Below are 20,094 nucleotides of genomic sequence, written 5' to 3'. Positions count from 1 at the left end.
GCCCTGTCCTGCCGACGCCCATCTTCGCACTTGTCGGGAGGGAACGAGACGCCGGGCCGGGGTGTGAGACACCACACGCTCACATGTGACGGGTCGAACGGCGAAGGGGCGCGGGCGACCGCGCGACCGGCCACAGCCGGCCCGGCGGTCGCCCGCGCCCCGATGATCGAGCCGGCGGGCGGACGTCAGCCCAGGTCACCCGCGGCGGCCCGCTCGGCCAGCCGCACCAGCGTCCGCACCGCGGACCCCGTACCGCCCTTGGGGGTGTACCCGAACGGGCCGCCCTCGTTGAACGCCGGACCCGCGATGTCGAGGTGCGCCCACGTGATGCCCTCGCCCACGAACTCCTTCAGGAACAGGCCGGCGACGAGGCCGCCGCCGTACCGCTCGCCCATGTTCGCGATGTCGGCGGTGGGGGAGTCCATGCCCTTGCGCAGGTGGTCCGGGAGCGGCATCGGCCACGCGGCCTCGCCGACCTCCTCGGCCGCCTCGTGCACCGCGGAGCGGAACGCGTCGTCGTTCGCCATGATGCCGAACGTCCGGTTGCCCAGCGCCAGCATCATCGCCCCGGTCAGCGTCGCCACGTCGACGATCGCGTCCGGCGCGTCCTCCGACGCCTTGGCGAGCGCGTCCGCCAGCACCAGCCGGCCCTCGGCGTCGGTGTTCAGCACCTCCACCGTCTTGCCGCTGTACATGCGCAGCACGTCACCCGGCCGGGTGGCGGTGCCGGACGGCATGTTCTCGGCGAGGGCCAGCCAGCCCGTGACGTTGACCTCCAGGCCGAGGCGCGCGGCGGCGACGACCGCGGCGAACACGGCGGCGGCGCCGCTCATGTCGCACTTCATCGTCTCGTTGTGCCCGGCGGGCTTGAGGGAGATGCCGCCCGAGTCGTAGGTGATGCCCTTGCCGACGAACGCCAGGTGCTTGGTGGCCTTCGCGTGGGTGTAGGTCAGCTGCACCAGCCGGGGCGTGGCCGCGGAGCCCGCGCCGACGCCGAGGATGCCGCCGTAGCCGCCCTTGGTGAGCGCCTTCTCGTCGAGCACGGTCACCTTGATGCCGTGTTCCTTGCCGGCGCCCTGCGCGATCGCGGCGAACGCCGCCGGGTCGAGGTCGTTCGGCGGCATGTTGATCAGGTCGCGGGCGCGGTTGAGTTCCTCGGCGACCGCGACGGCGCGCTCGACGGCGGCCTTGTGGGCGCGGTCGCGCGGCTTGGCGCCGAGCAGGGCCACCTCGGCGAGCGGCGCCTTGCCCTTCTTCGCCTTGGCGGCGTCCTTGGCCTGACGGCCGTTCTCCTTGTAGGTGTCGAAGGAGTACGCGCCGAGCAGCGCGCCCTCGGCGACGGCACCCACGGCGTCGGTGTCGGCGAGCGGCAGGGCGAACGCCGCCTTCTTCGAGCCGGCCAGGGCACGGGCCGCGGCACCGGCCGCCCGGCGCAGCGCCTCCGCGCCGAACGAGCCGTCCTTGTCGGGCTCCGCTCCCAGGCCCACCGCCACCACGAGCGGCGCCTTGAAGCCGGACGGGGCGGGCAGCTTTGTCACCTCGCCCTCGGCGCCCGAGGCGCCGAGGGTCTCCAGCAGACCGGCCAGCCTGCCGTCGTACGCCTTGTCCACGGTCTCGGCACCCGGGGCAACGACCGGGCCCTTGGCGCCCTTCGCGACACCGACCACGATCGCGTCGGCGCGGAGGCCGGACGCGGCGGCGGTGCTGAGAGTGAGAGCAGTCACGGTGGTGAAATCTCGCTTCCGATTGAGTTTTGGGTAGCCGAACGGATCGGGTCGACGTGCCGGGCACGAGCCTAGGCCCTTGTTCGGTCCGTCGGATCTGGGGCGCGGGGGCCGGTTCCGCACCGGCCGGCCGGACGGCGTTCGCTGCCACCAGCCTCCCTGACTTTCCGCCCGGCCCATGCAGGGAGATCCCCATGACTTCGGCATAGGGGGAACCCTTGTCGCGCGAAGCCGATGTCGGTCACTCGTGCGGGCGGTGGTCGCGGGCCGCGAACGGGCCCTGCCGCACCGCTCGATGACGTGGTCCGCGATCATCCTTGGGGTACGTTGCCGCCCGCCCTGGAGCCCTTGCGATGAGACGCGCCCCCGCCCGCAGCGCCCTGCTGACCCTGCTCCTGCTGGTCGGGGGCTGCGCCGCCGCCCCCGACGACAAGCCGGGCGCGGACCCCGGCCCCGGAGCGGGCGACCGGTGGCGGCCGAAGCCCGGCACGGACTGGCAGTGGCAGTTGAGCGGGCGCCTGGACACCTCCGTCGACGTCCCCGTGTACGACATCGACGGCTTCGACCACTCCGCGGACACCGTCGCCGGCCTCCACGACGACGGCCGCAAGGTCATCTGCTACCTGTCCACCGGCGCCTGGGAGGACTGGCGTCCGGACGCCGACGAGTTCCCCGAGTCGGTGATCGGCAGGGGCAACGGCTGGGAAGGGGAGCGCTGGCTCGACATCCGCCGCCTCGACGTCCTCGAACCGCTGATGGCCGCCCGGATCGACATGTGCGCGGAGAAGGGCTTCGACGCGGTCGAGCCGGACAACATGGACGGCTACCGCAACCGGACCGGCTTCCCCCTGAAGGCCGCCGACCAGCTCCGCTACAACCGTCTCGTCGCCCGCCTCGCCCACGAACGGGGCCTGGCCGTGGGCCTGAAGAACGACCTCGACCAGATCCCCGCCCTCGTCGACGACTTCGACTTCGCGGTCAACGAACAGTGCGCCCAGTACGAGGAGTGCGACACCCTCACCCCCTTCATCGACGCGGACAAGGCGGTCTTCCACGTCGAGTACGAGATGGAGACGGACGACTTCTGCCCCGAGTCCCGGCGGCTGCGCCTGAGCTCCCTGCTCAAGAAGTGGGAGCTGGGGGTGTGGCGCAAGGCCTGCTGACCCCGGCGCACGGCGGGCCGGCCACCGGCGGCCACCCGACGGCTGCCCTCGGGCTCACCCCAGGGTGAACACGATCAGGGCCGCCGTCGCCGCCGTCTCCGCGAGCCCTCCGAACACATCGCCGGTCACCCCGCCGAACCGTCGTGTGCAGTGCCGCAGCAGCGACTCGGCGGTGACGCAGCCGAGGACGACCGCGAGCACCGTACGGGCGAGGTCGTACGGCCCGAGGAGCGCGCCCGCGCCCGCCGCCGCGCACCCCACGACCGCGGCCACCAGCACCGCGCCCCGCACCGGCACGGCCCCCGCCACCGCGGCCCCGAGGCCCTCGGGCCGGGCGGCCGGAACGCCGGTGCGGGCGGCCAGGGTCAGGGCCAGCCGTGCGGTGGTCGCCGCGACGACGGCCGCGACCGTGCCCAGGGCCCAGGACTCCCCGTACGCCTCGGCGAGCGCGGCGACCTGGGCGAACAGGACGAGCACGAGGGCGATGACGCCGAACGGACCGATGTCCGACTGCTTCATGATCCGCAGCGCGTCCTCGGCGGGCTTGCCGCTGCCCAGCCCGTCGGCGGTGTCCGCGAGCCCGTCCAGATGCAGACCCCGGGTGAGCACGGCCGGTACGGCGACACCGGCCACGGCGGCGAGCAGGGGGCTCGCGCCCAGGAACAGCAGCAGCCCGCCGAGCGCGGCCGCGGCGGCGCCGACCACCAGCCCGGCGGCGGGCGCGCACAGCATCCCCACACGCGCGGCGTCGCGGTCCCACCGGGGCACCCGCACCGGCAGCACGGTCAGGGTGCCGAAGGCGAAACGCAGGCCGTCGGAGAGGGTGGGCGCGGACGCCGGGGTCGTGGACACCGGCGCAGGCTACCCGGCGGCCGTTGAGGCGGGAACGGCGCCCAAGGGGCGGGGAAGGCCCGAACGGCAGCACTGCGCGAGGCAGTCCCTGTGTATCCACATAAAGTGCCCATATGGGTCACTGGTGGGAACGGAACATCATCGAGCCGGGCAAACTGCCGCTGCTCCTCGCGCTCACCGCGTTCGTCCTGACCTTCCTGATCACCCGGCTCATCACCCGTCTCATCCGGGCCGGCAAGGGCCCCTTCCGCAACATCAGCGGCAGCGGCGGCGTCCACATCCACCATGTCGTCCCCGGTGTCCTCCTCACCGTCGCCGGCGGCTTCGGTTCGGTGGCCTCCACCGGGCACGGCTTCGGCTCGCTGTTCTCCGCCGTGATCTTCGGCATGGGCGCCGGGCTGGTGCTGGACGAGTTCGCGCTGATCCTGCACCTCGACGACGTGTACTGGTCGGAGGAGGGCCGCAAGAGCGTGGAGATGGTGGTGCTGACGGCGGCCCTGGTGGGTCTCGTCCTCAGCGGCTTCCTGCCGTTCGGCGTCAACGACCTCAGCGAGGAGGAACTCCAGGACCGGGGCGCCGCCCTGCTCACCATCGGCACGAACTTCCTCATCGCCCTGGTCGCCCTCAGCAAGGGCAAGGCCCGCACGGCGATCTTCGGGGTGGTCATCCCGATCATCGCCGTCGTCGGAGCCGTCCGCCTGGCCCGCCCGACCTCCGCCTGGGCCCGCCGCTTCTACCGCCGCCGTCCGCGCGCCCGCGCCAGGGCCCTGCTGCGGTTCTACCGTCACGACCGCCGCTGGTCGGGCCCGAGCCGCCGTCTTCAGGACTGGATCGGAGGCACCCCGGACCTGCCCTCCGGGCCGGCGCCCCCGCCCGACCGGGCGGAACGCCGCTGACGCACGGCCAGCAGCCCGCACAGCGCCAGCACGGCCGCGATCGCCGCCAGGTGCTCCTTGCCCGCGAGGTTCTCCTTGACCAGCACCTCGACGACCATCGCCACGACGACCGCGCCCGCCGTGACGTACGCCCGGAACCGCCACCCGAGGAACACCGCGAGGCCCACCACGGCCGCCGACGGCCCGGTGTCGACGACCTGGGCGTCCGAGGCGGGCAGCCCCACGAAGGGGACGTCCGGGCCGAGCGCGATGCCCACGCGCGCGTACAGCGTGCCGGCCAGCGTCGCCAGAGACGCCACGGCCAGCGTCCGCCGCTTCCCGAGGCAGATCTCCGCGATCCCGAACACGAGCAGGATCTGCGCGAGCGCACCCCACACGGGCAGGTCCAGCGCCGGGACGAACAGGGAGAGCGGGGTCCGCAGCAGCGCCAGCCACAGCGGGTCCTCGGCCCGTACGGCGCCCACGGCCTCGATGAATCCGTAGCCCCAGGGCTGCCGGTGCACGAGGTGGACGACGGTCGCCAGACCGACGGCGGCGACGGTCATCGGGGCGGCCCGCAGTCGGCGTGCCAGGGCCGGGCGCACGGTGTCGTACAACGGCCCCCATTCGGCGCGGGCCGCCCGGGCCACCCCGTTCATCCGCCGGCCCGCATCTGTGTACGTCCTCGTCCCCATGTCCCGTGCGTCTGTTCCGTACGCCGGGTCCCGACGCGGGTGCCCGCGCGTCCGTCGCCGGACGCCCGTCCCCCTACGCGGTCACCGGCGTGACTCCAGGTGTCTGCGGTGCAGCCACTTCGGCAGTCCCGGCGCCTCCAGGAAGCCCTCCGCGCGGGCCGCGGCGACGGCGATGCGCGGCAGGTCCGCGCTCTTCTCGAAGAGCAGGAACCGCGGCTCCCAGATGGGCCGGTACTTGGCGTTGGCCCGGTACAGCGACTCGATCTGCCACCAGCGCGAGAAGAAGCTGAGCAGCGACCGCCACAGCCGCAGAACCGGTCCCGCGCCGAGGCGCGCGCCACGTTCGAAGACCGATCGGAACATCGCGAAGTTGAGCGAGACCTGCGTGATCCCGATCTCCTCGGCCCGCTGGAGGAGGTCGATGACCATGAACTCCACCAGCCCGTTGTCGGCGTCGCGGTCCCGTCGCATCAGATCGAGGGAGAGCCCGTGCGGTCCCCACGGCACGAAGGACAGCAGGGCCCGCAGCTCACCCCGCTCGTCGGCGCACTCCAGCATCACGCACTGCCCGTCCGCCGGGTCGCCGAGCCGTCCGAGCGCCATGCTGAACCCGCGCTCGGTGGCCCCGTCCCGCCAGTCGTCGGCCCGTTGCAGCAGAGCGGCCATCTCGTCGTCCGGGATGTCGGCGTGCCGCCGGATCCGCACGGTGTACCCGGCTCGCCGGACCCGGTTGTACGCCTGCCGTACGCTCCGCATGGCCCGCCCGTCGAGGGTGAACTCGGCGGTGTCGACAACGGCTTCGTCCCCGAGTTCCAGCGCGTCGAGCCCGTGCCGCGCGTACACGGTCCCGGCCTCTTCCCCCGCGCCCATCACCGCCGGGATCCATCCGTGCACCCGGGCCTCGACGAGCCACGGCCCGATGGCGCCGGGCCATGCCTCCGGGTCGCCGATCGGGTCGCCGGAGGCCAGCGAGACACCGCCCAGCACCCGGTAGGCGATGCCCGCCTTGCCCGTCGGCGACCAGAGGACGCTCTTCTCCCGCCGCAGCGCGAAGTAGCCGAGGGAGTCCCGGTCGCCGTGCCGCTCCAGCAGGGCCCGCAGTCTGTTCTCGTCGTCCTCGGTGATCGGGTCGACGGCCCTGCGGGAGCGGAAGGCGGCGTAGAACACGGCGAGGACCAGCAGGGTGCTGAGCACATTGATGGTGACGTCCACCCAGGTGGGGGCGGTGACGCCCGCGAAGTCGGAGTCGTCGGAGGCGACCGAGACCAGCCGCAGAGCCCCGTACGCCCAGCGGTCCCAGAACGTCGAGAGGTGCTCGTCGGCCGCCTCGTTGGTGACGGTGACGAGGAGCGCCGCGAGCAGCGAACAGCCCAGGAGGCCGCCGAGCGCGACGGCCGCCGCGAGCCGGGGGTTCGACCGGTCGCCCTTGGCGTAGAACTCCCGCCGTCCCACGATCAGGGACGCGACGAACGCCGCGGTCAGGGTGAGCGACACCCAGTTCTGCGGGTGCCGTCTGATGTCCTCGTAGGCCATCGCGAAGACGAACAGCAGCAGGAACAGCGTGCCCAGGACGATGTTCAGGATCCACGCGGCCCGCTTGCGGCGACGCATGGTGATCGCCAGGAACGTCGTGAACACACCGGTCGCGAACCCCGCCGTCAGCAGATACGGCGTGAAGTAGTTGTCCGTGTTGTGCCGCCGTACGTCCTGCCCCAGCGACACCCACACGGCCCCGAGGAAGTTGACGAACGCGACGACCCGCAGGTACCAGACCGCGCCCCCGGCGGCCCGCCGGGAAACGGCACCACCCCCGGGCTGCGAGGGTGTCGAAACTGGGGCATTGGCCATGTTCGGGATCTTATGGCCACGGGGTGAGCGGGGCTGTTCGCGCAGTTCCCCGCGCCCCTGGGGAGCGACCGGGGCCACGCCCCGTCCGTTTCAGCGTGACCGGGGTGGCACGGCCCGGCGGTGCCGAGCCGGCCGTTCCGTTCCGCCCCCGTTCCCGGCATGGGGGTGCCCCGTCGACCGTGGGGTGTGCCCCGGCGGTGGTGGGGCATGTGCCCCGGTGGCGTCCTACGTCGCGTCGTACTCCTCCGCGAGGTTCTTCTCCTCGGCCTCGCCGTCGTCGGCCGTCTTCTCCGGCTCCGCCGGCTCCCGCTCCGGCAGCTCCGCGGCCAGTGCCGCCGCGGCCTGCACCAGGGGTAGCGCGAGCAGCGCACCGGCGCCCTCGCCGACCTTCACCCCGTGGTCGAGCAGCGGCTCGATCGCCATCCGGTCCAGCGCCTTGGCCTGCGCCGGCTCGCCACTGTTCTGCCCGGCGAGCCACCAGTCCGGCGCCCGGAAGGCCACCCGCTGGGCGACCAGCGCGCACGCCGCGGACACCACCCCGTCGAGGATGACCGGCATCTTCCGCACCGCGCTCTGCAGCAGGAACCCGGTCATGGCCGCGAGATCGGCCCCGCCCACCGCCGCCAGCAGCTGCAACTGCTCCCCGAGCACGGGCCGCGCCCGCCGCAGGGCGTCCCGTACGGCCGCGCACTTGCGCATCCACGCCAGGTCGTCGATCGCCCGGCCGCCCCGCCCGGTCACCACCGACGCGTCGGTCCCGCACAGCGCGGCGACCAGGACGGCCGCGGCCGTGGTGCCGCCGACACTGAGGTCCCCGAGCACCACCAGATCCGTCCCGGAGTCGGCCTCCTCGTCCGCGACGGCGATGCCCGCCCGGAACGCGGCCTCCGCCTCCTCGAGGGTCAGCGCGTCCTCGATGTCGATGCGCCCGGAGCCGCGCCGCACCCGGTGCCGTACGACCTCCTCGGGCAGTGACCCGGGGTCGCAGTCCAGCGCCAGGTCGACCACGCGGACCGGTACGTCGAGCCGCCGGGCCAGCACCGCCACCGGGCTGCTTCCGTCGAGCACGCCCCGCACCAACTGGTCCGCCGTGCCCGCGGGTCGGGCGGAGACGCCCAGTTCGGCGACGCCGTGGTCGCCCGCGAACAGCACCACGCGGGCCCGGCCGATCGGCCGCACCGGCACGGCGGACTGCGCCGCCGCCAGCCACTCACCGAGGTCGTCCAACCGGCCCAGCGCCCCGGGCGGCACGATCTGCCTCTCCCGCCGCGCCTCGGCGTCGCGGCGCACCCCGCCGTCGGGGCGCTCGATCAGATCGGTGAAGTCGTCGAGATTAAGCGAGCTCATTCGCCGAACAGTACCGGCAGCGATCGAACACGACCGCGCCACACCGAAACCCACCGCGCACGGCCCCGCCGCCGCACCCAGCGGCCCGCTGCCCCGTCATCGGCTCCCTCACTCGCGGGCATGCCCCCACCCCCACCCCCACCCTTGGGCTTGCCTCGGTCTGGCGTCCCTGCCGGGGGGCCTCGTCCGCGGGCTCGCCCCGGTCCGCCGTCCCCGCCCCGCTCCTCGTCCTCCGGCCCGCCCCGGCGTGCCGTGCCCCGCCCTTGCCGCCTCGTCGCGGACTCGCCCGGCCCCCGGCCCGTCGCCCAGCCCCCGGCCCGTCGCCCCGCCACGGGCACGTCGCCCCGCCACGGGCACGTCATTGCGCCTCGGATCGCGATCATCTACGTACCGTTTTGAGGCGAATGTTCGCATATCCGCTTACTCTCCCTCGCCCTCAGGAGCCGCCATGCCCCCCACCCCCCGGCCGGACCCCGGCCCGCTCGCCCCGGGTGTCGACCCCTTCCAGGAAGCGCGCCGGGACGACTGCCCCTGGTGCGGCTCGCGGTGGCTGCGGACGCGGGTGCGGGCGCCGGAGGGGCCCCGGCGCACACCGGGCACCTTCGCGGTGGACGAGTGCGGGGACTGCTCCCACGCCTTCCAGAACCCCCGCCCCACCGCGGACGGGCTGCTCCTGCGCCACCACCGGCATCCCACCGAGGGGCACATCCGGTCCAACCTCGCGGGCCGGCTGCGCCGCCGGCACCACCGCACCGCCGCCCGCGCGATGCTGCCGTACCCCGAGCCGGAGAGCTGGCTCGACGTCGGCACCGGGCACGGCTACTTCCCGGAGGCCGCGCGCGAGGTGCATCCGTACACCGCGTTCGACGGCGTCGACCCCACCCCGCGCGTCGAACGCGCGCGGGCGGCCGGGCGGATCGAGGAGGCGTACCAGGGCCTCCTCACCGACCCGGAGATCACCGCCCGGCTGCGCGCCCGCTACGACGTGGTCAGCATGTTCCACCACCTGGAGCACACCGCCGACCCCCGCGCGGAACTCCGCGCCGCCCGCACGGTACTGCGCCCCGACGGCCATCTCCTCGTCGAAGTGCCGGACCCCGCAAGCCCGTTCGGCACCCTGACCATGGGCTCCCGGTGGCCGGGCAGGGCGTACGACCGGCCCCGCCCGCTCCATCTGATGCCCCTGCGCAACCTCCTCGCCGAACTGGGGGCGCTGGGCTACGACGTGGTCGCCACCCGCTCCTGCGCCCCCTTCCCGCCCCGCGCGCACCGGATCATCGCGCGCCGCACAGCGCTTCCACCCGCCCCCGTGGCCCCGCCGCCCGACCCGTCAGCCCCGTAGCGACAGCGCCTGGCCCGCCACGACCAGCAGCACGTGCTCGCACTCCGCCGCGAACGCCGTGTTCAGCCGCCCGAGTTCGTCCCGGTAGCGGCGCCCGGAGGCGGTGGCCGGCACGATCCCCGACCCGACCTCGTTGGAGACGGCGACGACGGTCCGGCGGGTCTGCCGCACGGCCTCCGCCAGCTCGGTCACCCGCGCCCGGAGCGCGCGCTCTCCACCGCCCGCCCACTCCGCGTCGTCCCATGCCCCCACCTCGTCCATGACGTCCGTCAGCCACAGCGACAGACAGTCGATGAGCAGAGGCGGCCCGTCCTCCTCCTTGAGCAGGGGGACGAGGTCGCAGGTCTCGACCGTGCGCCAGGAACCGGGCCGCCGCTCGCGGTGCGCGGCGACCCGCGCGGCCCACTCGCCGTCCCCGTTGCGCGTGCCGCCCGTCGCCACGTACAGCACGTCCGGGAACGCCTCCAGCCGCCGCTCCGCCTCGACCGACTTCCCGGACCGCGCCCCGCCCAGCACAAGCGTGCGACGCGGTACATCGGGCACGTTCTCGTAGGCGCCGACCACCAGCGTCGTCCCGTCCGGCACGGCGCGCGCGCCCGCCGCCGCGAGCCGGCGCGGCAACTCGCCGCCCGGCGGCACGTCATGGTCGAGATGGACGGCGACGACATCGGTCGTCGGCCCCACGGCACCCGCCGCCCGCAGCCGCGCCAGGGCGTCGGGCCGCCCCAGGACATCGGCGAGCACCATGTCGTACGGCTCCACCGCCTCCCCCTCCAACCCTGCGGGCGCGCTCCCCGGTGGCAGATACAGCAGCCGCTGCCCGCCCGGCCCGGTCACCGCGTACCCCGTGCCCGGCGAGTCCAGCGCCTGCGCCCGCACCCGGTGCCCGGTCAGCAGCGCCAGCTCCCGCCCGTCCGGCACCCGCCCGGGCTGCGGCAGCCCCGCCGGCACCTCCATGGGGGGCCCGGCGTGCGGATGAGACAGCAGCACCTGGCGTACGCCGGTCAGTGAGCGCCCGGCGCGCGCGGCCGCGAGGGCGGCGCCGGGAGTGAGGTCGAGCAGCAGTGTGCCGTCCACGAGCAGCGCGGTCGCCCCGCGCGCGGCATCGCCGAGCGCGGTCGCGCACGCCGCGCACGGACAGTCGGGGCGGGGAAGCCCCGCGGGGGCGCCGGTGCCGAGCAGTGTCAGTTCCACGCCTTCGATTTTCCCGCGTCCCGAGGAACACCCGCAGGTCTTGTGCGTCCGACTAGGCTCAGGGGGAACCGGATCTTGCCCGGCGCCGGTGAGCGGTGCCGGGCCGGTACTTACGGAGGCTCACATGACGGCATGGACGTGGCGGTTCGAGAAGGCCGACGGGACGGAGGTCCAGCCCGCGGTCCAGCCCGAGGAGTTCACGACCCAGGGGGATGCCGAGTCATGGATCGGCGAACAGTGGAAGGAACTCCTCGAGGGCGGCGCAGACCAGGTCCGCCTCTTCGAGGACACGACTGAGATCTACGGCCCGATGAGCCTCCACGCGCAGGAGGCGTAACGGCAAGGAACGGCCCCGCGCCCCTTCAGGGGCGCGGGGAACTGCGCGACAAGCCACAACGGACCCGCACCCGCCGACGAAAGCGAACCCCCGAGCTGTGACGCGCACTCAGGGGGTCGAAGGGGCACAGCCCCTTCAGGACGGGATGCCAAGGGACCGCGGGGGCGGCAACCTAGCCCCGCACCCCGCACAGGTGCAGCAGCGCCGCCACCTGCCGATAGGGATCCGTCCGCCCGGCCCGCTCCTCCGCCGCGAGCAACGCCTCCAGAGCCTCCCGGCTCTCCGGCACCACCGCGTCGTCGGCCGCCAGATCCGTGAACACCCGCACCCCGTACCACGCGTGCAGCGGCGCCCCGATCCCTCCGAGCGTGTCCGTCAGCGCGTCCAGCCGGTCCGCCCGCACATCGAGGCCCAGCCGGTTCCGGTACGCGGTCGTGTCGAACGCCGCGAGCGCCCCCGCCCAGTCCCCGGCGAGCCCCGCCCGCATCGCGAGCGCGTCGCCGTTGCGCACGAGCAGCGACAGCAGCCCCCCGGGCGCCAGCATCCGGGCCAGCCCCGCCAGCAGGGCGTCCGGTTCCTCGACGTACATCAGCACGCCATGGCAGAGGACCACGTCGAAGCCGCCCGGCAGGAAGTGCACACCGGTGTCCCGGCCGTCGCCCTCGACGATGCGCATCCGGCCGCGGATGCCCTCGGGCTCCGCGGCCAGCGCCTCCCGCGCGACGGAGATCAGCCGCGGCTCCCGCTCGATCCCGGTCACCTTGTGCCCGGCCCGCGCCAGCCGCAGCGCCTGTGTGCCCTGCCCCATCCCGACGTCGAGCACCCGCAGCCGCTGCCCCACGGGGAAGCGGGCGGCTATCTGCTCGTCGACCTGGCGGGCCACCAGCTCCTGTCGTACGACCTCACGCAGCGTCCCCAGCCGGTTGAGCCAGGCCTCGGCGGCGTCCCCGGAGAAAGCCGTCGTGCTCAGGGCCGCTCTCCGCGCTTGACCTGCGGCTTCGGCAACCTCAGGCGACGCATCTGGAGGGTGCGCATCAGGGCGTAGGCGACGACGCCCCTCTTGTTCTGGTCGGGGTAGCGGGTGTTCAGCTGCTTCTTCAGGCGGATCGCCAGGCCGATCGAGTCGACCACGATCAGGATGATCACGAACAGCCACAGCAGCAGCGCGATGTTCTGCAGCGCCGGCACCCGCACCATGCTCAGCACGAGGATGAGGACGGCCAGCGGCAGGAAGAACTCGGCGATGTGGAAACGCGAGTCCACGTAGTCGCGGGCGAACCGGCGGACCGGGCCCTTGTCCCGCGCGGGCAGATAGCGCTCGTCGCCGGTGGCCAGCGCCTGGCGCTGCTTCTCCAGCGCGGCGCGCCGCTCGTCACGGGAACGCTTGGCTGCCTCCTTGCGTGACGTCGGCGTGTTGGCGACGCTGCGACGCTGGGACTGGGCCTCACTCCGCTTGGGAGTGGGCCGCCCCTTGGGGGCCTGCGGGTCACGGGTCTGCTTGGAGTCGGTCACCGACGCCTTCTCGGCGACCGCTTCCTTCTCGCTCTTGGCGCGGCTACGAAACACAAAACCCAAGGGTACGGGGTGCCGGGGCATGGACCCCAGTCCCGTGGGGAACGATCCGGCAACACCCGGCGTCTGTGCTGGGGACAGAACGGGACCGAAAGTGGACCGGGGAACCGGAGCGACGGAAACGGGGGAGTGCGGTGAAGATTCGTCCGTAGGGGAGCCGATGCTTTCCGGGGGTCCGTCCGTACACGACCCCGGGGGACACCTACTCCTTACGCCGGATCGGAGCCGTCCACAGTCGTCCTTGGGGAGGAGCGCATCCGTCCCCGAACAGTGCGGTAATGGATGCAGGGCCCGTACTGTGGGTTCTGTCGAGAGACCGGTGAGCTGGAGTCCGTCAGAAGGGGGCGCGCGAAGCCCATGAGCGGTGTCATGAAGCGTATGGGGATGATCTTCCGCGCGAAGGCGAACAAGGCCCTTGACCGGGCCGAGGACCCGCGCGAGACCCTCGATTACTCGTATCAGAAGCAGCTGGAGCTGCTCCAGAAGGTGCGGCGCGGTGTGGCCGACGTGGCCACGTCCCGCAAGCGTCTGGAACTCCAGCTCAACCAGCTCCAGTCCCAGTCCTCGAAGCTGGAGGACCAGGGCCGCAAGGCGCTCGCGCTGGGCCGTGAGGACCTGGCCCGCGAGGCGCTCTCCCGGCGTGCCGCGCTCCAGCAGCAGGTGACGGACCTGGAGACCCAGCACTCCACCCTCCAGGGCGAGGAGGAGAAGCTCACCCTCGCCGCCCAGCGGCTCCAGGCCAAGGTCGACGCCTTCCGCACGAAGAAGGAGACGATCAAGGCGACCTACACCGCCGCCCAGGCCCAGACCCGCATCGGGGAGGCCTTCTCCGGCATCTCCGAGGAGATGGGCGACGTCGGTCTCGCCATCCAGCGCGCCGAGGACAAGACGGCGCAGCTCCAGGCCCGCGCCGGCGCCATCGACGAACTGCTCGCCTCCGGTGCCCTCGATGACCCGTCCGGGATGCACAAGGACGACATCCAGGCCGAGCTGGACCGCCTCTCCGGTGGTACGGACGTCGAGCTGGAACTCCAGCGCATGAAGGCGGAGCTGGCGGGCGGCACGTCCGGGCAGCAGGCCATCGAGGGCGGCCAGGGCTCCGCCCAGCAGCAGTCCCAGCGCCAGGACACCCCCCGCTTCGACAAGCAGTAGTCATCCCGTGTGAGTCCCGTGCCTGAGGAGGGCGACATGATCGTACGGATCATGGGGGAGGGGCAGGTGGAGCTGGCCGACAGCCACTTCGCCGAGCTGAACAAGCTGGACGACGAGCTACTGGCCGAGATGGAGAGCGGCGACGGCCCCGGCTTCCGCCGCACCCTCCACGCCCTCCTGTCCAAGGTCAGGGAACTGGGCACCGCCCTCCCGGACGACGCCCTGGAACCCTCCGAGCTGATCCTCCCGTCCCCCGACGCGACCCTGGAAGAAGTCCGGGACATGCTGAGCGACGACGGCCTGATCCCGGGCTAGCCGCAGCGGGAAGGGGCGCAGCCCCCTTCCCAGGGGCGCGGGGAACTGCGCGACAAGCCCCCACGGACCCGCACCCGCCGACGGACCCGCCCCCCGAGCCGGAAGGCCGCCCCGGAGGGGCCGAAGGGGCGGCAGCCCCTGGATGGGGGTCTCCCCTGCTCCGAGCGAAGCCGAGAGCTTGGGGGAGGGCCGGCCAGGGCGCCCCACGGCTACCGCCCCCCGCAAGGTGCCCGTACCGTAATCCCCCGTGAGTACCCTCCAGCGCACCAGGACCTGGCTGACAGCGCACCCCCTCGCGCTGGACGCGGCCCTCGCACTCGGCGTCCTCACCTGCATGCTCGCCGGCTCCTTCGTCGACCCCCACGCCCAGCACCCCGACAAGTGGGGCACCCGCACCCCCGACGCCGTCGGCGTCACCCTCATGGTGCTCGCCGCCGTGGCCCTCGTCGCCCGCCGCCGCTCCCCCCTGCCCGTCCTGGCGGCGACCTCAGCGCTCGCCCTCACCGAGCTCCTCACCGGCGACCCCCGCGCCCCCGTCGCGATGGCCGCCGTCATCGCCCTCTACACCGTCGCCTCCACCACCGACCGCCCCACCACCTGGCGCGTCGGCCTCCTCACGATGACCGTCCTGACGGCCACGGCCATGCTCGTCGGCCCCGCCCCCTGGTACGACCAGGAGAACATCGGCATCTTCGCCTGGACCGGCATGGCCGCCACCGCCGGCGACGCGGTCCGCAGCCGCCGGGCCTTCGTCGCGGCGATAAGGGAACGCGCCGAACGAGCCGAACGCACCCGCGAGGAGGAGGCCCGCCGCCGGGTCGCCGAGGAGCGCCTGCGGATCGCCCGCGACCTGCACGACGTCGTCGCCCACCACATCGCCCTGGTCAACGTGCAGGCCGGTGTCGCCGCGCACGTCATGGACAAGCGGCCCGACCAGGCCAAGGAGGCCCTCGCCCACGTCCGTGAGGCCAGCCGCTCCGCGCTGGGCGAACTCCGCGCCACGGTCGGCCTGCTCCGCCAGTCCGGCGACCCCGAGGCCCCCACCGAACCCGCCCCCGGCCTGACCCGGCTCGCCGAACTCGTCGGCACCTTCCACAGCGCGGGCCTCGCTGTCGACGTGGTCCGCGCCGACGAGGGCAGCACCCTCCCCGCCGCCGTCGACCTCGCCGCGTACCGCGTCATCCAGGAAGCCCTCACCAATGTGCAGAAGCACGCGGGGACGCAGGCGAAGGCCGAGGTCAGCGTCGTCCGCGTGGGACCGAACGTGGAGATCACCGTCCTCGACGACGGCGCCCGGAACCCCGGCGGCCCGGACTCCGGCGGCGCGGGCGGCGGGCACGGCCTCCTCGGCATGCGCGAACGCGTCACCGCCCTCGGCGGCACCCTCACCACCGGCCCCCGCTACGGAGGCGGCTTCCGCGTCCATGCGATCCTGCCGCTCACCAGCCGCACGGCCCGCGCGGAAGCACCCGCGCGACCCTGACCACCGCACCGGGGGACCCCGTATGACCATCCGCGTCCTGCTCGCCGACGACCAGGCCCTGCTGCGCAGCGCCTTCCGGGTGCTCGTGGACTCGGAACCGGACATGGAGGTCGTGGGGGAGGCGTCGGACGGCGCGGAGGCGGTGCGCCTGGCCAAGGAGGAGCGGGCCGACGTCGTCCTGATGGACATCCGCATGCCCGGCACCGACGGACTGGCCGCCACCCGGATGATCAGCGCCGATCCCGAGCTGGCCCAGGTCAGGGTCGTCATCCTCACCACCTTCGAGGTCGACGACTACGTCGTGCAGTCCCTGCGCGCCGGCGCCTCCGGCTTCCTCGGCAAGGGCGCCGAACCGGACGAGCTGCTGAACGCCATCCGGGTCGCCGCCGGCGGGGACGCGCTGCTCTCGCCGTCCGCGACCAAGGGTCTGATCGCCCGCTTCCTCGCGCAGTCGGACGACCCCGACGGGGACGACGACACCGACACCGCCCGCTCCGAACGGCTCGGCACCCTGACCGGCCGGGAGCGCGAGGTGCTCGTCCATGTCGCCGCGGGCCTGTCCAACGACGAGATCGCCGAGCGCCTCGAGGTGAGCCCGCTGACCGTGAAGACGCACGTCAACCGGGCCATGGCGAAGCTCGGCGCCCGCGACCGGGCCCAGCTGGTGGTCTTCGCGTACGAGTCGGGCCTGGTACGCCCAAGGGTGGAGTGAACTCCACCCGCACTACTGCGGCCGGAGTATGCGCGGGATAAGGAAATGGACCTGCGGAGCGACGGATCGGGCTCCTCCATGGCCCAGGGTGTGGGGTGAGCGCACATCGGCGCTCGTCCTCCGCTCCTGCCACAAGAAGAGAGATCCGGTCACCCATGTCCTGGCTGTCTCGGTTCAGCCTCGCGCAACGGGCCCTCGTCGGTCTGGTGTCGATCATCGCGCTCGCCTTCGGGGCGATCGCGATACCCCAGCTCAAACAGCAGCTGCTGCCCACCATCGAACTGCCGATGGTGTCCGTGCTCGCGCCGTACCAGGGTGCCTCCCCGGACGTTGTCGAGAAGCAGGTCGTCGAACCCATCGAGGACAGCCTCGAAGCCGTCGACGGCATCACGGGCGTCACGTCCACCGCCAGCGAGGGCAACGCCCTGATCATGGCGTCCTTCGACTACGGCCCCGGCACCGACCAGCTCGTCGCCGACGTCCAGCAGGCCGTCAACCGGGTCCGCGCGCAGCTCCCGGACGACGTGGACCCGCAGGTGATCGCCGGCTCGACGGACGACATGCCGACCGTCGTCCTCGCCGTCACCTCCGACCAGGACCAGCAGGCCCTCGCCGACCGGATCGACCGCACGGTCGTCCCCACCCTGGAGGACATCGACGGCGTCGGCCAGGTCACCGTCGACGGCGTACGGGACGTCCAGGTCACCGTCACCCCCGACGACGCGAAGCTCGCGAAGGCGGGCCTCACCACGATGGCCCTCTCCCAGGCCCTCCAGGCCGGCGGCGTCACCCTGCCCGCGGGCTCCTTCGACGAGGGCGGCGCCAACCGCACCGTCCAGGTCGGCGGCGGCTACACGTCGCTGAAGCAGATCCAGGACCTGCGGGTGCGGCGCGAGGGCGGCAAGAAGCCCGTACGGCTCGCCGACGTCGCCACCGTCAAGGAGGAGGAGGCCAAGGCCGACTCCCTCACCCGCACCAACGGCGAGCCCAGCCTCGCGGTCATGGTCACCATGGACCGCGACGGCAGCGCGGTCGCCATCTCCGAGGCCGTCGAGGGCAAGCTGGCGGACATGCGCCGGGACCTCGGCTCGGACGCCACCGTCACCGTGGTCAGCGACCAGGGCCCGGCGGTCTCCAAGTCCATCGAGGGCCTGACCACCGAGGGCGCGCTCGGTCTGCTCTTCGCGGTCCTCGTCATCCTGGTCTTCCTCGCGTCGGTCCGCTCCACCCTCGTCACGGCCGTGTCCATCCCGCTGTCGGTGGTCCTCGCCCTGATCGTCCTGTGGACCCGCGACCTCTCCCTGAACATGCTCACCCTCGGCGCGCTCACCATCGCCATCGGCCGCGTCGTCGACGACTCGATCGTGGTCCTGGAGAACATCAAGCGCCACCTCGGCTACGGCGAGGAGCGCCAGGAGGCCATCCTCAAGGCGGTCCGCGAGGTCGCCGGCGCGGTCACCTCGTCCACGCTGACGACGGTCGCCGTGTTCCTCCCGATCGGCCTCACCGGCGGCATGGTCGGCGAGCTGTTCGGCAGCTTCTCCCTGACGGTGACGGCGGCCCTGCTGGCCTCCCTCCTCGTCTCGCTGACGGTCGTGCCCGTTCTGTCGTACTGGTTCCTGCGCGCCCCGAAGGGCACGCCCGAGGACGCCGACGAGGCGCGCCGCAAGGCCGAGGAGAAGGAGGCGAAGAGCCGCCTCCAGCGCTTCTACGTGCCCGTTCTGCGCTTCGCGACCCGGCGCCGCCTCACCAGCGTGGTCATCGCGGTGGTCGTCCTGCTCGGCACGTTCGGCATGGCCCCGCTGCTGAAGACCAACTTCTTCGACCCGGGCGACCAGGAAGTCCTCAGCATCAAGCAGGAGCTGAAGCCCGGCACCAGCCTCGCCGCGACGGACGAGCAGACGAAGAAGGTCGAGAAGCTGCTCGCCGGTACCGAGGGCGTCAAGGACTACCAGGTCACCATCGGCTCCTCCGGCTTCATGGCGGCCTTCGGCGGCGGCACCGACTCCAACCAGGCCTCGTACAGCGTGATGCTGGAGGACTCGGCGACCGCCGAGGACGTCCAGGAGCGCGTCGAGGACGGTCTGAAGGACCTGTCCGGCATCGGTACGACGACCATCGCGGTCGGTGACGCCTTCGGCAGCCAGGACCTGAGCGTGGTCGTGAAGGCCGCCGACGCCGACGTCCTGCGCAAGGCGTCCGAGCAGGTCCGGGACGCGGTCGCGACGCTGGACAACGTCAGCGACGTCACCAGCGACCTCTCCCAGAGCGTGCCCCGCATCTCGGTCAGGGCCACGGACAAGGCGGCCGCGGCCGGCTTCGACGACCAGACCCTCGGCGCCGCCGTCGCCCAGGCCGTCCGCGGTACGACCAGCGGCCGGGCGATCCTCGACGACACCGAGCGGGACATCGTCATCAAGTCGGCGAAGCCCGCCGACACCTTGGACGAGCTGAAGAACCTGCGGCTCGGCCCGGTGAAGCTCGGCGCCATCGCGGACGTCGAGCTGGTGGACGGCCCGGTCTCCATGACCCGGATCGACGGCCAGCGGGCCGCCACGATCACCGCGAAGCCGAAGGGCGACAACACGGGCGCGGTCAGCGCGGACCTCACCGCCAAGCTGAACGGACTGACGCTCCCCGCGGGCGCCACCGCCGACATCGGCGGTGTCTCCCAGGACCAGGACGAGGCGTTCGCCTCGCTGGGCCTCGCGATGCTCGCGGCGATCGCCATCGTCTTCATGCTGCTGGTGGCGACCTTCCGGTCCCTGGTGCAGCCGCTGATCCTGCTGGTCTCCATCCCGTTCGCCGCCACCGGCGCCATCGGACTGCTGGTCGCCACCGGCACCCCGATGGGCGTCCCGGCGATGATCGGCATGCTGATGCTGATCGGCATCGTCGTCACCAACGCGATCGTGCTGATCGACCTGATCAACCAGTACCGGCGACAGGGCTACAGCACCGTCGAGGCGGTCGTCGAGGGCGGCCGCCACCGCCTCCGCCCGATCCTGATGACGGCCCTGGCGACGATCTTCGCCCTGCTGCCCATGGCCCTGGGCATCACCGGCGAGGGCGGCTTCATCGCGCAGCCGCTGGCCGTGGTGGTGATCGGCGGTCTGATCACCTCGACCCTGCTCACCCTGCTGCTGGTCCCGACCCTCTACACGATGGTCGAGATCCGCAAGGAACGCCGGGCGAAGAAGAAGGCCCTGAAGCGCGCGGGCGCCGCGTCCGCCGCGACGGAGCCCCGCTCCGAGCGGACGGAGACCGCCGGGGTCTGACACCCCGCGACCGGCACGGCCGGGCACCGGACCGACAGGTACCGGTGCCCGGCCGTCGCGCTTCCCCGGATTACGTATCCTGACGCTCGACTGCTTCACGGGCTTCACGGGCTTCACGGGCTTCACGGCCCAACGGCTTCACGGCCGCACGGTTTACAGCTTCACGGCCTTCATGGCCTGCACAGGTCGCACGGGGGAGGGATGC

Annotated in this window: 17 protein-coding genes; 9 read left to right on the top strand and 8 right to left on the bottom strand. The window is 72.9% G+C overall.

The genetic code is table 11. The annotated features are described in order from the left end of the window. Positions 1-185: 185 nt before the first annotated feature. A complete protein-coding gene (locus M8J73_RS33305) occupies positions 186-1,724 on the bottom strand; it encodes a leucyl aminopeptidase (protein WP_055537741.1) in 1,539 nt (512 codons plus the stop codon). Positions 1,725-2,077: 353 nt separating this feature from the next. On the opposite strand from M8J73_RS33305, the gene M8J73_RS33300 reads away from it, so the two are divergent. Beyond that, complete coding sequence (locus tag M8J73_RS33300) at positions 2,078-2,887, top strand: endo alpha-1,4 polygalactosaminidase (RefSeq protein ID WP_055537740.1); 810 nt, start codon at positions 2,078-2,080, stop codon at positions 2,885-2,887. Between the two features lie 54 nt (positions 2,888-2,941). Here M8J73_RS33300 and M8J73_RS33295 read toward each other — a convergent pair whose 3' ends face one another. Beyond that, positions 2,942-3,739 (bottom strand): adenosylcobinamide-GDP ribazoletransferase, encoded by a 798-nt coding sequence (locus M8J73_RS33295; protein WP_055537739.1) that lies wholly within the window; start codon positions 3,737-3,739, stop codon positions 2,942-2,944. Between the two features lie 113 nt (positions 3,740-3,852). Between M8J73_RS33295 and M8J73_RS33290 the strand changes: the two genes are divergently transcribed. Further along, positions 3,853-4,635 carry a hypothetical protein gene (locus M8J73_RS33290; protein ID WP_055537738.1) on the top strand — a complete coding sequence of 261 codons (783 nt, stop codon included), beginning with the start codon at positions 3,853-3,855 and terminating at the stop codon, positions 4,633-4,635. Here the strand turns inward: M8J73_RS33290 and M8J73_RS33285 are convergent. The 3 genes from M8J73_RS33285 to cobT all read right to left on the bottom strand — a co-directional run bounded on the left by M8J73_RS33285 (position 4,560) and on the right by cobT (position 8,504). Then, positions 4,560-5,309, bottom strand: a complete 750-nt coding sequence (locus M8J73_RS33285; protein ID WP_372504059.1) for a hypothetical protein — start codon at positions 5,307-5,309, stop codon at positions 4,560-4,562. The two genes, M8J73_RS33290 and M8J73_RS33285, sit on opposite strands and share 76 nt — an antisense overlap. An 81-nt stretch (positions 5,310-5,390) precedes the next feature. Next, positions 5,391-7,157 carry a phosphatidylglycerol lysyltransferase domain-containing protein gene (locus tag M8J73_RS33280; protein WP_055537736.1) on the bottom strand — a complete coding sequence of 589 codons (1,767 nt, stop codon included), beginning with the start codon at positions 7,155-7,157 and terminating at the stop codon, positions 5,391-5,393. Between the two features lie 225 nt (positions 7,158-7,382). Further along, a complete protein-coding gene (cobT, locus tag M8J73_RS33275; RefSeq protein ID WP_055537735.1) occupies positions 7,383-8,504 on the bottom strand; it encodes a nicotinate-nucleotide--dimethylbenzimidazole phosphoribosyltransferase in 1,122 nt (373 codons plus the stop codon). 448 nt (positions 8,505-8,952) lie between these two features. Between cobT and M8J73_RS33270 the strand changes: the two genes are divergently transcribed. Continuing rightward, on the top strand, positions 8,953-9,846 hold the full coding sequence (locus M8J73_RS33270) for a class I SAM-dependent methyltransferase (RefSeq protein WP_249829447.1): 894 nt from the start codon (positions 8,953-8,955) through the stop codon (positions 9,844-9,846). Here M8J73_RS33270 and M8J73_RS33265 read toward each other — a convergent pair. Continuing rightward, positions 9,835-11,040, bottom strand: coding sequence for a bifunctional adenosylcobinamide kinase/adenosylcobinamide-phosphate guanylyltransferase (locus M8J73_RS33265; RefSeq protein WP_249829446.1), 1,206 nt, complete (start codon positions 11,038-11,040; stop codon positions 9,835-9,837). The two genes, M8J73_RS33270 and M8J73_RS33265, sit on opposite strands and share 12 nt — an antisense overlap. Positions 11,041-11,164: 124 nt before the next feature. On the opposite strand from M8J73_RS33265, the gene M8J73_RS33260 reads away from it, so the two are divergent. Continuing rightward, a complete protein-coding gene (locus M8J73_RS33260) occupies positions 11,165-11,377 on the top strand; it encodes a hypothetical protein (RefSeq protein WP_055543224.1) in 213 nt (70 codons plus the stop codon). Between the two features lie 172 nt (positions 11,378-11,549). On the opposite strand, the gene M8J73_RS33255 is transcribed toward M8J73_RS33260, so the two are convergent. Both M8J73_RS33255 and M8J73_RS33250 read right to left on the bottom strand, forming a co-directional pair. Continuing rightward, on the bottom strand, positions 11,550-12,347 hold the full coding sequence (locus M8J73_RS33255) for a class I SAM-dependent methyltransferase (protein WP_249829449.1): 798 nt from the start codon (positions 12,345-12,347) through the stop codon (positions 11,550-11,552). Further along, positions 12,344-12,973: a DUF3043 domain-containing protein gene (locus M8J73_RS33250; protein ID WP_107424167.1), complete on the bottom strand. Its 630-nt coding sequence runs from the start codon at positions 12,971-12,973 to the stop codon at positions 12,344-12,346. The genes M8J73_RS33255 and M8J73_RS33250 overlap by 4 nt, the downstream gene beginning before the upstream one ends. A gap of 333 nt (positions 12,974-13,306) precedes the next feature. Between M8J73_RS33250 and M8J73_RS33245 the strand changes: the two genes are divergently transcribed. From M8J73_RS33245 to M8J73_RS33225, 5 genes are all read left to right on the top strand, one after another. Next, positions 13,307-14,101 carry a PspA/IM30 family protein gene (locus M8J73_RS33245; protein WP_079049790.1) on the top strand — a complete coding sequence of 265 codons (795 nt, stop codon included), beginning with the start codon at positions 13,307-13,309 and terminating at the stop codon, positions 14,099-14,101. A 36-nt stretch (positions 14,102-14,137) separates the two neighbouring features. Further along, positions 14,138-14,416, top strand: coding sequence for a PspA-associated protein PspAA (gene pspAA, locus M8J73_RS33240; protein ID WP_055522016.1), 279 nt, complete (start codon positions 14,138-14,140; stop codon positions 14,414-14,416). 247 nt (positions 14,417-14,663) lie between these two features. Continuing rightward, the gene (locus tag M8J73_RS33235) at positions 14,664-15,899 is read left to right on the top strand and encodes a sensor histidine kinase (RefSeq protein WP_249829445.1); all 1,236 of its coding nucleotides are present in this window, start codon (positions 14,664-14,666) and stop codon (positions 15,897-15,899) included. A gap of 22 nt (positions 15,900-15,921) precedes the next feature. Then, complete coding sequence (locus M8J73_RS33230; RefSeq protein ID WP_249829444.1) at positions 15,922-16,611, top strand: response regulator; 690 nt, start codon at positions 15,922-15,924, stop codon at positions 16,609-16,611. A gap of 155 nt (positions 16,612-16,766) precedes the next feature. After that, the gene (locus M8J73_RS33225; protein ID WP_055538087.1) at positions 16,767-19,889 is read left to right on the top strand and encodes an efflux RND transporter permease subunit; all 3,123 of its coding nucleotides are present in this window, start codon (positions 16,767-16,769) and stop codon (positions 19,887-19,889) included. Positions 19,890-20,094: the final 205 nt, after the last annotated feature.

It is taken from the genome of Streptomyces neyagawaensis (assembly GCF_023516595.1).
In the GTDB taxonomy this organism is placed as follows: Bacteria; Actinomycetota; Actinomycetes; order Streptomycetales; family Streptomycetaceae; genus Streptomyces; species Streptomyces neyagawaensis.
The sequence above is the reverse complement of the archived record's forward strand: the minus strand, read 5'-3'. Positions and strand labels throughout refer to the sequence as shown.